The sequence below is a fragment of the Rhodococcus sp. A14 genome (assembly GCF_011603105.1).
In the GTDB taxonomy this organism is placed as follows: Bacteria; Actinomycetota; Actinomycetes; order Mycobacteriales; family Mycobacteriaceae; genus Rhodococcus_F; species Rhodococcus_F opacus.
The window spans coordinates 1-12,934 of the sequence record NZ_JAAOQS010000047.1 but is presented as its reverse complement, the minus strand read 5'-3'; the positions used below and the strand labels follow the sequence as shown (position 1 = coordinate 12,934).

10 protein-coding genes are annotated in these 12,934 nt (G+C 63.4%); 6 read left to right on the top strand and 4 right to left on the bottom strand.

What is annotated here, in order from left to right; translation table 11 throughout:
* Positions 1–308 precede the first annotated feature (308 nt).
* Together G9373_RS23375 and G9373_RS23370 are read left to right on the top strand one after the other, a co-directional pair.
* The gene (locus G9373_RS23375; RefSeq protein ID WP_167116988.1) at positions 309–1,967 is read left to right on the top strand and encodes a class I adenylate-forming enzyme family protein; all 1,659 of its coding nucleotides are present in this window, start codon (positions 309–311) and stop codon (positions 1,965–1,967) included.
* Positions 1,880–2,632, top strand: coding sequence for a carboxymuconolactone decarboxylase family protein (locus G9373_RS23370; RefSeq protein WP_346842846.1), 753 nt, complete (start codon positions 1,880–1,882; stop codon positions 2,630–2,632). The genes G9373_RS23375 and G9373_RS23370 overlap by 88 nt, the downstream gene beginning before the upstream one ends.
* Positions 2,633–2,695: 63 nt before the next feature.
* On the opposite strand, the gene G9373_RS23365 is transcribed toward G9373_RS23370, so the two are convergent.
* Together G9373_RS23365 and G9373_RS23360 are read right to left on the bottom strand one after the other, a co-directional pair.
* On the bottom strand, positions 2,696–4,141 hold the full coding sequence (locus G9373_RS23365; RefSeq protein ID WP_277346614.1) for a 3,4-dihydroxy-2-butanone-4-phosphate synthase: 1,446 nt from the start codon (positions 4,139–4,141) through the stop codon (positions 2,696–2,698).
* Positions 4,142–4,254: 113 nt separating this feature from the next.
* Complete coding sequence (locus tag G9373_RS23360; RefSeq protein WP_167116979.1) at positions 4,255–6,924, bottom strand: LuxR C-terminal-related transcriptional regulator; 2,670 nt, start codon at positions 6,922–6,924, stop codon at positions 4,255–4,257.
* Positions 6,925–7,155: 231 nt separating this feature from the next.
* On the opposite strand from G9373_RS23360, the gene G9373_RS23355 reads away from it, so the two are divergent.
* The 3 genes from G9373_RS23355 to G9373_RS23345 are packed head-to-tail and all read left to right on the top strand — an operon-like array spanning position 7,156 to position 9,509.
* Entirely contained in the window at positions 7,156–7,557 is a 402-nt protein-coding gene (locus G9373_RS23355) for a nuclear transport factor 2 family protein (protein WP_073363781.1), read from the top strand.
* 60 nt (positions 7,558–7,617) lie between these two features.
* The gene (locus G9373_RS23350; protein ID WP_011597602.1) at positions 7,618–8,733 is read left to right on the top strand and encodes an LLM class flavin-dependent oxidoreductase; all 1,116 of its coding nucleotides are present in this window, start codon (positions 7,618–7,620) and stop codon (positions 8,731–8,733) included.
* 26 nt (positions 8,734–8,759) lie between these two features.
* Positions 8,760–9,509, top strand: a complete 750-nt coding sequence (locus tag G9373_RS23345) for a glucose 1-dehydrogenase (RefSeq protein ID WP_037243440.1) — start codon at positions 8,760–8,762, stop codon at positions 9,507–9,509.
* 107 nt (positions 9,510–9,616) lie between these two features.
* Here G9373_RS23345 and G9373_RS23340 read toward each other — a convergent pair whose 3' ends face one another.
* Positions 9,617–11,425: an MFS transporter gene (locus tag G9373_RS23340; RefSeq protein ID WP_167116976.1), complete on the bottom strand. Its 1,809-nt coding sequence runs from the start codon at positions 11,423–11,425 to the stop codon at positions 9,617–9,619.
* Between the two features lie 350 nt (positions 11,426–11,775).
* Here G9373_RS23340 and G9373_RS23335 point away from each other — a divergent pair, with 350 nt between their 5' ends.
* Positions 11,776–12,174 carry a hypothetical protein gene (locus G9373_RS23335; protein ID WP_167116973.1) on the top strand — a complete coding sequence of 133 codons (399 nt, stop codon included), beginning with the start codon at positions 11,776–11,778 and terminating at the stop codon, positions 12,172–12,174.
* On the opposite strand, the gene G9373_RS23330 is transcribed toward G9373_RS23335, so the two are convergent.
* Entirely contained in the window at positions 12,158–12,661 is a 504-nt protein-coding gene (locus tag G9373_RS23330) for a hypothetical protein (protein ID WP_167116970.1), read from the bottom strand. The genes G9373_RS23335 and G9373_RS23330 overlap by 17 nt on opposite strands.
* Between the last annotated feature and the right edge of the window lie 273 nt (positions 12,662–12,934).

Below are 12,934 nucleotides of genomic sequence, written 5' to 3'. Positions count from 1 at the left end.
CGTGGAACGTGCGTGCAGAGCTGTTCTGTCCGATCGATCCGTCACATGTCGTGGCGGTCCGCCAGGCGAATGCTCGCATTGGCGCATTCCCAACGTAGGGTGATCCGGATCACTTTGTCAACTGCAACGTTGACGTTGAAGTGGGGCTTAATCAACACTCATGTAAATCAACTTCAGCGTTGACAGTGTGACGTGAGTCGCTTAGCGTCTACGTCGACACGTTCCCCTGGTGCGCGCGGATCAAGCGCCGCTGATCAAGACAACTTCGGTGGCGCATCCGCTGCCGACGATCGATGATTGAGGACGAGATGACTGACATCGGCGACTGGTGCAACGTAACCCCACTCGGCGACCTGCTGGTGCGCGGTGCGCACCTGTGCCCTGACCGCGACTTGATCGTATTTCCCGAGGCGCGGTTCACGTATGCCCAGGTGCTCGACGGCGCGGTCGCGGTCGCGCGAGGTCTATTGGCCATGGGCGTCGGGTCCGGTGATCACGTCGCGCTCCTGGCGCCGAACGGTATCGAGTTCGTCGAGGGGCTCTTCGGATCGGCCTTGATCGGGGCGGTAGTCGTACCGCTCAACGCGCGGCACAAAGCGAAGGAGCTCGGCTACATCATCGAGAACGCGGACATCACCGCGTTGCTGACGGTGTCCGGTCCCGACGACTACGTGGACTTCGTGCAGGTGCTGCACGAAGCGCTGCCCTCCTTGGCCGCGGCGGGCTCAGGTGATCTCGATCTTCCCGAAGCACCGCGGCTGCGTCGAGCCGTATTGCTGAAAGGAACCGAACGGCCCGGTTTCACGTCCAGGGCGGACCTGGATGCGGCAGCAGAGACCGTCGACGCGACTCTCGTGCATCGTCATCGCCGCCGGGTGCGGACGAGGGACATCGCCGCGATCCTGTACACGTCGGGGACCACCGCCAACCCCCGTGGGTGCCTGCTCACCCACGAATCGATGACGCGTGGCCCGGTGGAGCGCGCGACCGGCCGCCTCTCGGCAGGAGAGCGCCACATCAGCTGGGCCGGCGGACCACTGTTCCACATCGCTGCGCTGGCCCCCCTCATCGGCGCAATCGGTGCCGGGGGAACGTTCCTGACCGACACGTTCTTCGAACCTGGCCGCGCCATCGAGCTGATCAGGGCCGAACGGCCCACCTGCGTCTGGCCCTGGTTCCCCGCACCGATGCAGATGATGATGGCGCACCCGAACTTCGACGCAGCGGAGTTCGACTCGATTCGGTACGTGTTCCTGATCGGTCCCCGCGTCCTCATCGAAGAGGTTCAGAATCTGTTCCCGGCCGCCGAGCTCATGGCCGCATGCGGAATGACGGAAACGACCGGCATCTATGCCCTCAGCGAGCCGGATGAGTCGTTCGAGGATCGAAGCGGTGCCCAAGGAAAGGCCGTACCCGGCATCGAGATTCGAATCGTCGATCCGTTCAGCGGTGCCGAGCAGCCGGCCGGAGTTCCCGGTGAGATCTTGATTCGCGGTTACTGCGTGACCGAGGGGTACTACAAGGATCCCGCAAAGACCGCCGAGACGATCGATTCCGACGGCTGGTTGCGGACCGGCGACCTCTACAGCCGAACCGAGTCGGGGTGCCTGGTGTTCCACGGACGGCTCAAGGACATGCTCAAGGTCGGTGGTGAGAACGTCGCGGCCATCGAAGTCGAGTCCTTCCTTTGTGAGCACCCTGCTGTGTTGACGGCCGCCGTCATCGGCCGCCCGGACGACCGGCTCGACGAAGTGCCCGTGGCATTCGTCGAGGTCCGAGAAGGACATCAGCTGACAGAAGCGGAACTGATCGAATTCTGTGACGGCAAGATCGGCCGGTACAAGGTCCCGCGCGCAGTGTTCTTCGTCGAGCCCGGCGAGTGGCCGATGTCGGCGACGAAGATAAACAAGCGCGGACTCAAAGCGCAACTGGCGACGCTGGCCAGCTCGCTGAGTGCAGCCGGATGACCTCCATGACAGTCGAGTTCGACATCGGAGATCTTCGTGTGTTGGCCGAAGGGATTTTGAAAGACGTGGACGAGGGCCCAGCCCTCGATGAGCAGACGCGTGTGCTCACCCACATCGCGGTGTGTTCAGCGGCCACGACGATGGATGTGGCGGGTACCGGCCGCTATATCGAGGAGGCGCTCGATCTGGGTCTCGACGCCACGCAGATCCAGGAGGCGTTGACGGTGGTCTCGGGCCTCGGTGTGCACACGCTGTTCGAGGCGTCCAGGCAGTTGTCGAGTGCCGTTCTGCGCAGAGGCGGTGGCGAGGCCGAACCGCTCGATGCTTCGCAGCAGGACTTGTGGGACCGCCACATCGGTACCGATCCGTACTGGCAGCGGATGGAGGACGAGCTTCCGGGATTCTTCGATGCACTGCTGCGGATGTCACCAGAAACGTTCGTCGCGTTCTTCGACTACTGCGCGGTGCCGTGGAAGAGTCGGGCATTACGGGCCGTGACCAAGGAATTGATCTCTCTCGCTGCCGATTCCACTCCCACCCACCGATACAAGCCCGGGTTCCTGTTACACCTGAAGAACGCCCTCGACCTCGGAGCAGGCGCCCGCAGCATCCGCGAAGTTCTCGATATCGCGGCAGCTGCTCCTGAGCACCACGGTGTCTGCTGACTTTTCTCTTTGCACAGGATCGGCCCCGATACGAACTTTCGTATCGGGGCCGATCCGTATCGTTCAGCCGGCGATCAGCGATCGTGTCCGCACCACGTCGGCGGCGAGGGCGGCGACCAGTTCTTCCTTCGACGCAAAGGTCACCTGTCCGCGCATCCACTGGTGGAGGCTCACCTCGAGAGTTGCGTCGTAAAGATCACCATCGAAGTCAAGCAAGTGTGCCTCGAGCAGTCGAACTCCGGACCTGCCGTAGAACGTCGGGCGCCGGCCTATCGATACCGCAGCGATCGCGGTCGAGCCGTCGGGGAGTGTGCACCGGCCTGCCCACACACCGTCGGCGACCGAATTCGAATCTTCCAGCTCCAGATTCGCAGTTCGGAAGCCAAGCTCTCGTCCGCGTTGATCGCCGTGAACGACCGTGCCGACGATGGAAGGATTCTCGAATCCGAACGGCGCCGGAGCGTTACCACGAGCGAGCGACGCAGAGCCTCCGGCGCTGATGCTCAATCCGATGTGCCACATCATCGTCCGCGACTCGGGTGGAAAATTGCTCAGCGAGGGGGAGTGGTAGCCGCACTCGCGCACCACCTCGGCGAGGTCGCCGTGCGTGTCGGCCGAGATGTAGTTGTTCGGGGCGTATCTCGCCACCACCACGGCTCCGTAGCCGTGTTCGGCCACCTGCGCCAGTGCCACGCCGATCGGGCCGTCCTGACACAGATGCGGTGCGGGATCGCTCTCTTGCTGGAAGCAGACGAGCGGGGTTGTGCCGGCGACTGCCGGTCCGATGGAGTAGGTGAGATACTCCGAGCCCGTGACGTCACTGCGGTAGCCGACGCAGCGAACTGGGCCGTGGACGCTGTCGCGCTCGAAGGTGAACTGCGTCAGCATGTGCGGTTCGGCCATTCGCCGATACGTCGCGACGTCATCGATGGACAGGTGTCCGAGTTCGTGTGCACGAGCGAATGTTTCGGCTTCAGCGGAGTTGGCGATAGCTGTCGGATCCAGCTCGGAGACGAGGGCGCTGTAGGCGCAGGTCCGATGCAAACCTGCGACGGACATGAGATCCACGGCAGCTTCCGCTGGTCCGCGGAACTCGAGCACGCCGCCGGGTACGGACCGTGCCGGAAGCACGTGCCCGGGCCGGGTGAACGCGTCGGGGGTGCTCGCCGAGTCGGCGAGTAAGCGCAGTGTGTCCGCCCTGTCGGACGCCGAAATTCCGGTGCCGGGTCCGATTGCATCGATGCTGACCGTGAACTCCGTTCCGGCATGATCTCTGTCCGCGCCGACCATGTTCGGGAGCCCGAGGCGGTCGCAGTCCGCGCCGACCATGGCGGCGCAGACCAGCCCCGAACTGTGGCGAACAAGAAATGCGATCGATTCCACGGTTGCCTTCTCGGCCGGGATCAGGATGTGGGCGTCGCTGGTGGGGGAGTTGCCGGTCAGCACGACTGGACGTCCGGCGCTCATGTCCGAGAGCGCTCGTTGCACGCGGGTTGTTGGACCATCCATTGTGGGGAACCTCGCTTCGATATGGACGACTGACGTCTGCACTGTGACGAGCGTCGCAAATTGTGCTCACCGTGTCAACATCAACGTAGACATTGAAAACGGCCTTCGACGCTCTACACCCTGCGGGATGAAGGATTTGCGAGCGCGGCAGCCACCTGGTGGCGGCGGGGGACACCCAGCTTTCGGAGCACGTGCGCGACGTGCCCCTCGACGGTTCTGACCGACAGGACCAGCCGATCCGCGATCTCCTTGTTGGTGAGCCCGTCCGCAACGCACTGTGCAATGTCCAACTCGCGAGGGGAGAGCCCGACTGCTGGGTACGACGACGGCACGGGGCTGTCGGAGAACTCCTCGTCCAGGGCGTAGGCGATGAGTTCGGCCATCGACAACGTGGAGCCGCGACGATGGGATGCGGAGTAGACCGTGTCGCCGAGCGAAGTCCGCGCGCGCGATTCGTACACTTCTCGTCGTTGGACCCAGTGCTGGGATCCGTATAATTGCATGCCGAACGAATCCCACATGGACGATGCTGCGCCGAGAAGTACGGCTGCACGTTCGCCGGAACCGGCCGCGGCTTCGGCCCACGCGAGAAGGTCTGTGACCAGTGTGGCTCCGACCGTGTCGTCGAAGGCGCGTTTGAGTGCGAGGGCGTCGATCGCAAGGGTGATCGCCTCGTCGTGACGGCCGCGCATCAGCGCTACCAAGCCCAGTCCGTACACGGCATACGACAACATCCATTTCTCTCCCGTGGCCGATGCCTGGGTGTGAACGAACTCGAAATGTTCGGCAGCGCGGTCGCTCTCTCCGTTCGAGCTGCACAGCATTCCCATCTCGATGTGGGCGGTCCACATGAGATCGGTGATGCCGGGCAGGCGCTCGTATAGTGCCAACGCCTCCGACAGGTTGTGTTCGCCGGCCTCGAAATCACCGCCGAGATAGGTGTTGAGGCCTTGCGTCTGCAGAGCGAACGCGAGGGTCGCATCGTCACCGAGTTCGCGTGCGCCATGCGCGGCAGTGTCGAGTGTCCGAACTGCCTCGACCCGGTCACCCTGCATCGTCTGCAGCACGCCCAGGGTGGCGTAGAGCTGGGGTACGACGTCTTCGGCCAGGTCGGAGAGCGCGAGGAACTCCGTCACCCACATGCGGTGTTCTCGTACCGAAAAGGCCGACGACCACAGAAACCACGTCGCGACGAGGCCAGAGGCAAGGTGCAGCATCTCGTGGTTCTGGCCCGTCAGCGCCGTCTGCAGTGCGGACCGCAGGTTGGCGCGGTTCTCCCGAAGCCGGTTGCTCGCACTCTCCTGCTCGGCCCCGGTCCATGACCGACGGGCGGTACGTACCAGCTCGGCGCACCAACGGAGGTGTGCCACCCGTAGCTCGGCCTTCTCGTTGTCGGACAGTTTGCTCGCACCGAAGTGCCGGATCGTTTCGAGCATCTTGAACCGGACATGTCCTTCGCCGGTGGTGCGTTGTAAGACCGACTTCCCGATCAGACCGGCGATGGTATCCAGAATGCTCGCGGCGTCGACAGGGGCTCCAGCGCAGATGCTCTCGGCCATGGCGAGATCGAAGCCTTCGGAGAAGATGGACAATCTCGCCCACAGCACCTGCTCCTGAGTAGTGCAGAGGTCGTAGCTCCACTCGACCGTCGCATGCAGGCTTCGATGTCTGCTCGGCCCGCCACGATTACCCGTCGTCAACAACGCCAGCCGGTCGTCGAGACGTTCTGCGAGATCGTCTACGGACAGCGCGGTCAAACGCGCACACGCCAGTTCGATGGCCAGCGGCATGCCATCCAGCTGCGTGCACACCCGGCGCACAGCGTCCCGGCTCGAATCCGTGATCGAGAATCCGGACAGTGCCGCCGATGCGCGGTTCTCGAACAACTCGATGGCGGCACCGGGCATGTCCGGGTCGCGGGGGTCCGTCGTGGACAGCGGCTCGAGGACGTGCACGTGCTCGTCCGGAATCGACAGCACTTCACGACTCGTGACCAGGATCTTCACGTGTTCGGTGTTTCGTAGAATCAGCGCGACCAATTCGGCGCATGCCCTGACGAGATGCTCGCAATTGTCCAGCACCAGCAACAGGTGCTTGTCGCGGAGCGATTCGAGGAGCGATTCGGTTGCACTTCGTTCCGGTGCGTCCCGCTCGTCGAACCCCAGGACGTCCAGAATGGTCTGGGGGAGCAGGGTTTCGCTTCGCAGTGACGCCAGCTCCACGAAGCGGATTCCATCGGCAAATGCCCGCCGGTACGCGGTTGCGGCCTCTGCTGCGAGTCGGGTCTTGCCGATGCCACCGGGGCCGGTGACGGTGACGAGGCGGCTGTCGCCGAGCAGCACCCGGATTCTGTGGAGTTCTTCGCTGCGGCCGACGAAACTCGTCGAGAAGAGTGGAATATCGGTTGCACTGGACATGCGGGTGCTCGACGTGCGCGTGCCGGACGTTCGCGGCGAACGCTCCTCCTTGATGCGGCGGACCGCGCTCGCCAGAGTATTCCGCGATCCGCTCCATTCCAGTTCCCGATGCAGCTGGGCCACCGTGACGTCGGGGTCTGCGTCGAGCGCCGCGGCGATCCGGGGTCGGAGGGCATCGGCCGACGATCCTGACCGTGGCCGGTGGTCCTGGGGTGGTGTCTCAAATTCGAGGGCGCGGCGCACCGTGTTGCGCGAAATCTTCAATCGCGTCGCGATGCCCGAGATCGATTCACCGGATTGTCGAAGCTCGACTATCTCGCGCCACTCGTCAGCGTTCACGGTGTCCTCTCTGTTGCACGCGGGCATCTGTGAGCGGTGTCACTGTTCGATCATGTCGCGCCCTGACCGCGTGGTCAAGATCTGACAACACGCGTATTGACCGATTGCAGCGGCGTGCCTCGGCGTGCATATCGGCTCTGAGCTGGTCGGATGCCGGCAGATTCGGGAGGGGTGGGGAATCGAGTATTACTACGGTTTCGCCTCGAGCGCCGCCAGCGGACAGTGATCCAAGTCATAGAGGAAAGAAACGGAGCATCCATGACTACGCCGGAACAGAACATCGACTTGGCCGACAACTTCGCAAAGGTCTTCTCCACGGGCGACGTGGAACAGATTCTCGACACTCTCCATCCCGAGGCGACCTACTGGGTCTCGGGGCGGATCGACGGGATGTCGGGCAGCTATGACAAGGAAGGTCTCGGCGCGTTGCTCGGCGGGGTCACCTCCGTGTACGAGAACGGCGCGCTCGAAATCACCCCGACTTCGGCAATCGCGCAAGGCGACAAGGTGGCTGTCGAGGCGACGTCGTACGCGAAGTTGAAGAACGGCAAGGTCTATCAGAACGCGTACCACTTCCTGTTCGAGTTTCGCGACGGCAAGATCCTGTCCGTCAAGGAGTACATGGATACCCAGCACGCATACGACATCTTCTATGCCTGACAAGGGGTTTCGTACCGCCACTGGGTAATCGACCACAAGTTAGTTGAAAGGCAGTTCACGATGGCAATGGAAACCGGACTCATCGTCCACCCGTACATGCGCCCTGAGCGGACCGCGCGCCAGACATTCGACTGGTGCGTGCAGCAGGCCGTCGAGGCCGATAAGATCGGCTTCGACTCGATCATGTTCTCCGAACACGCTTCACAGCGTTGGGAGAACATCCCCAACCCGGAGCTGATTATCGCAGCAGCCGCACGCCAGACCGAGCGGATCAAGTTCGCGCCGATGGCTCACATCCTTCCCCATCACAATCCGGCGAAGCTCGCGATCATGGTCGGCTGGCTCTCGCAGATTCTCGAGGGTCGGTATTTCCTCGGCGTCGGTGCGGGTGCGTACCCGCAGTCCACGTACATCCACGGCATCAAGAACGGTGAAGACACGCAATTCACCAACGAGATGGTCCGCGAATCGCTCGAGATCATGGAGAAGATCTGGAAGCGTGAACCGTTCTTCTACGAGGGCCGTTTTTGGAATGCGGGCTACCCCGAAGAGTTGCACGGCGAAGAGGGCGACGACCAGCACATGCTCGCGGACCTCAGCCCGTGGGGTGGTGCACCGGAGATCGCGGTGACCGGATTCAGTGCCAAGTCGCCGTCGATGAAGTTTGCGGGCGAGCGCGGATTCCGACCGATGTCGATCTTCTCCGGTCTGGACGCTCTGAAGACGCACTGGGAGACCTACTCTACGGCTGCGGAGGCCAATGGGCACGTCGCGGATCGCGCGCGCTACCACGTGTCCCAGACAGTGTTCGTCGCCGACACGGACAAAGAGGCGAAGCGGCTCGTGATGGAGGGGCCTATCGGATACTGCTTCGAGCGCTACCTCATTCCCATCTGGTGGCGGTTCGGGATGATGGATGGATTCATCAAGGACGCCGGCGCGGACAGGGCCGACGTCGACCTCGAGTGGGTCGTCGACAACGTGTTCTGTGTGGGCTCACCGGACACCGTGGTGGACAAGATCAATACTTTGTTCGAGGCCAGCGGCGGTTGGGGCACCCTGCAGGTCGAATCGCACGACTACTACGACGATCCCGCGCCCTGGTTCAATTCGCTGGCCATGATCCAGAAGGAAGTGGCTCCCAAGATCTCGCTTCCTGTGTCGGTGACGTCGTAGTACTCGGATCGAACGAAGGGACAGAAATGACAAAGCGGTTGGAGGGCAAAGTGGCCCTCATCACCGGCGCATCTCGGGGCATGGGCGAGTCGCACGCGAAGGCATTCGTCGAGCACGGGGCGAAGGTCGTACTGGCGGATGTGACGGACCACGCAGGGGAGTTGCTCGCCAAGGAATTGGGTTCGAATGCACTATTCGTGCATCACGACGTCACGCAACTCGATTCATGGACAAATGCCGTCGAACAGAGTGTGAAGGCGTTCGGCGAGATCAATGTGCTGGTGAACAATGCAGGGGTTCTCGGCCCGCTGGCCACGACGGCAGAGCTTACCGAGGACGACTACCGGAAGGTGTGCAGTATCAACCAGGACGGTGTGTTCTTCGGGATGAAAGCCGTTCTGCCCTCCATGGAACGAGCCGGTATCGGCTCCATCGTCAACATCTCGTCGATCGCCGGCATGGCCGCGAACTACGGGTTCCCCAGTTTGGCGTACGTCGCAAGCAAGTTCGCAGTCCGCGGCATGACGAAAGCGACAGCCGTCGAATACGGACCCAAGAACATTCGCGTCAATTCCGTGCACCCGGGGTTCATCCAGACTCCGATGATGGTGGAGGCCACCAACGAAGAGGGCGGCGACGCCTTGGCTCAGATTCCCCTCGGTCGCATCGCAGATCCGCAGGAGGTGTCCAACCTCGTTCTGTTCCTCGCGTCGGACGAATCCTCCTACATCACCGGATCGGAGCATCTGGTCGACGCGGGCATGCTCGCTCAGTAGGCGCTGAGCCCAAGGTTGTGGAAGGTCTTCAACGGGACCTTCCACAACCTGGTGGCAATCCGATTCGGCGGCCATGTGAGGTTCGGTGAATCCACGTCCAGGTCTGGTCAGTTCGTCCGGTCGTGGACGAGTTCGCTCGGGCCGATTCCGGCTTCGCCGGCGATTCCGGCGAGTTCCGCGCCGACCGACTCGTGCGGCTCGTCGGCGGTCGCCTTCTTCTGCGGGCCGGTGAGCAGCGAGGCGATTCCGCCGATCACGCACGCGACGATCGCGAAGGCGAACGCCATGGCCAGACCGTCGGCGAACGGGCCGGAAATCAGCTGGGGGAAGAAGTCCAGGCCGGTGAGGTGCGCCTGTTGCTGCTCGGTGAGCGAGGACAGCTGGGGTCCGAGCAGTTCCTGGATCGGGTTGACGCCGAGGAACGCCGCGACCAGCACGGCGACGGCGGGGAGATTCGCGATCTGGGTGGCCTGCGCCGCGGGCACCCCGTTCGCCATCAGTCCGTCGCTCATCGCGGCCGGAAGATTGGAGCTGAGGCCGGCGATCATCAGGCTGAAGAAGAATCCGATCGACAGCACCATCGCCGCGTTCTGGAACGTCGTCATCATGCCCGCGCCAACGCCGCGCGCGTCGGCGGGCAGGCTGTTCATCACCTCCGCCCGGTTCGGCGCGGAGAACATCCCCATTCCGATGCCGTTGATCAACAGTGTCACCGCGAATGCCCAGTAGTCGAAGTCGACCGGCAGGGCGATCAGCAGACCGAACGTGCCCGCGGTGATGAACATGCCGGTGCTGGTGAACCACTTGGTGCCGAACCGGTCGGAGATGACTCCGGACACCGGCGCCGACAGCAGGAACCCGATGGTCATCGGCAGCATGTAGATGCCCGCCCACAGCGGGGTGCGGCTGTAGTCGTAACCGTGCTGCGGCAGCCAGATGCCCTGGAGCCAGATGATCAGGATGAACTGCAGTCCGCCGCGGCCGAGTGATGCCACCAGGTTGGCGATGTTGCCCCAGGTGAACGACTTGATCTGAAACAGGTGCAGATTGAAGAGGGGATTCGCGACCCTGGTCTCGATGACGCAGAAGACTGCGAGGACGGCGAGGCCGCCGACGAGGCACCAGAGCACCAGCGGGCTGCCCCAGCCCATCGACGAGGAGCCGTACGGCGGGATGCCGTAGGTGATGCCGACCAGCACGGCGATCAATCCGACGGCGAACGTGATGTTGCCCCACCAGTCGATGTCGGCGTGCCGACGGACGCCGGTGTCGCGGAGTTTGAGAGAGGCCCAGATCGTCCCGACCACGCCGAAGGGAACCGAGACGAGGAAGATCAGATTCCAGTGGATCGGCGCGAGGATGCCGCCGATGAGCAGGCCGAGGAACGATCCGGCGATCGCGGCGACACCGTTGATCCCGAGCGCCAGCCCACGCTGATCGGCGGGGAAGGCGTCGGTGAGGATCGCCGACGAGTTCGCCATCAGGAAGGCTCCGCCGACCCCCTGGACGACCCGCCACCCGATGAGCCACAGTGCCGCCTCGGTCCCGTCGAACCACGTCACTGCCAGGAAGATCGAGGCGATCGTGAACACCGCGAAGCCCATGTTGTACATCCGGGCGCGGCCGAACATGTCGCCGAGCCGTCCGAAACTGACGACCAGCACCGCCGTGACGACGAGGAAGCCCATCATCATCCACAGCAGGTAGCTCGTGTTGCCGGGTTCGAGTGGGTTGAGGTGGATGCCCTTGAAGATGTCGGGGAGCGCGATCAGCACGATCGACGAGTTGATCGTCGCCACCAACATGCCGAGGGTGGTGTTCGACAACGCAATCCACTTGTAGTGGGGGCCGAGTTCGTCGAGTGTCCGGGTGTCGTCACCGATCGGGGCGGAAGGTGCTTTCGTGTGGGAGACCAAGGGATTTCACCTCTCGGGTTTTCATAGTTTTCAAAAGTAAGTAATCGGAAGGCAAAGTGTTCGGTTGTTCCGTGTTTTTTGTGGTGGGCAATCGGCTGACCGCGGCATCCCCTGAATGGAAATGCCTGGTTTGTCCGTTATGTCGCTGTCGCTCAATCGGTTCCGTCGAGACGGTCGATCAGGTTTGTGATGATACGACGTCTCGTTCCACCCCGCACCCCAGGCGCTGCGGCCCGATCGGGGGGCAGCCGAATCATCCCATTCAAGGCCCGATCGGGGGACAGTCGCCGCGCCCGATTCGCGACAGGATGACTCTCATGCGAGTCGGACGCAGGAACAGGACGAGGTAGATGTCGACGATTGCGAGCACCACGTTGGCCGAGGTGGCGTCCGAGTGGTGCACCGAGGCGGAGATTCAGGTGCAGTCATCGGCCGTCGCGGGCGGGCGTAATGTCACGCGCAGCGTGCTGTTCATCGGCAACCCGTCCACCGTCACCGAAGTGACGCACTGGGCCGCCGTGCGGCACTGGACGGTGGAGCAGGGGCTGAAACCCGTACGCGAACTCCAGGGTGACGTGCTGTGCGCGATCGTCACCGAGGCTGTCGCCGACGGGACCGGTGCGTCGGCGGATGCGGCGGTCGTGCAGCGTGTGCGCGCCCGCGGCCTGGACTGCATCCCCGTTTACGACATCGAGCCGTGGGGGACGGCCCGGTTGCCCGGTGCGCTTCCGCCTACGTCGGCTCCGTGAGCGCGCGTTGGGCTGCGGGCCAGAATTCGAAACCTGCGGTCATCAGTCCGCCGAGCCCGATGATGATCACCGCGGCGTCGACGCTGGTCCGCCCCTCCTTCGCCCAGTAGACGTCTTGCAAGTCCAGCAGCAACGCCAGTTCGTCGACGATGAGTGCGGTGCCGACGCCGTATGAGATGGGCACGGTCGGATGGTGGCGTTGCTTTTCGGAGCCGCGTACCGCCACGGCCCCGACCCCGGCCAGTGCCGCGATGCCGAGGTTGTAATGGTGGAAATGGCGGCCGTGGAGACTCAACCCGCCCCCGGCCGGCCCGTGTCCACGCCTGATCCAGTGAGTCAACGCCCGCACCCCCGCGAACGTCAGCGTGAACGCACCCCACGACACCACCGCCGACTGCTCACTCGGATCGAGCTTCCTCCGCCACGCGGCACGCAGACGGTGCCAGCGACTGCGGTGGGTTGCGCTATCGAGCGGGCGACTGGTCACGGCGTCAATCGTGCCATTGACGCGGGTGGTCTATCTGGAATTCGGTGAGGAGGGGCTCGGTCCATGACGATCGCGCATCCTCTGGCCGCACCCTACGCCGACGATCGGCGCGCCGTGAAAATTGATGGACTTCTAGTGCGATGAAGCTAGGAGCGTGGGTCTGTATTGCCAATCGGGATCGTTGCCAGGGTGCGCCGGAGTCGATTGGGCCGGCGGTGGGTGGGCAGATTGGTTCGGGATGAGCGCAGGTTGCGCGGGTGTCCGTACCGAGCT

Excerpts from the sequence above, each read along its gene's own strand:
- G9373_RS23375 (WP_167116988.1), top strand. The coding sequence starts at position 309 with ATGACTGACATCGGCGACTGGTGCAACGTAACCCCACTCGGCGACCTG.
- G9373_RS23365 (WP_277346614.1), bottom strand. The coding sequence starts at position 4,141 with ATGGATGGTCCAACAACCCGCGTGCAACGAGCGCTCTCGGACATGAGC.
- G9373_RS23360 (WP_167116979.1), bottom strand. The coding sequence starts at position 6,924 with ATGCCCGCGTGCAACAGAGAGGACACCGTGAACGCTGACGAGTGGCGC.
- G9373_RS23355 (WP_073363781.1), top strand. The coding sequence starts at position 7,156 with ATGACTACGCCGGAACAGAACATCGACTTGGCCGACAACTTCGCAAAG.
- G9373_RS23350 (WP_011597602.1), top strand. The coding sequence starts at position 7,618 with ATGGCAATGGAAACCGGACTCATCGTCCACCCGTACATGCGCCCTGAG.
- G9373_RS23345 (WP_037243440.1), top strand. The coding sequence starts at position 8,760 with ATGACAAAGCGGTTGGAGGGCAAAGTGGCCCTCATCACCGGCGCATCT.
- G9373_RS23335 (WP_167116973.1), top strand. The coding sequence starts at position 11,776 with ATGTCGACGATTGCGAGCACCACGTTGGCCGAGGTGGCGTCCGAGTGG.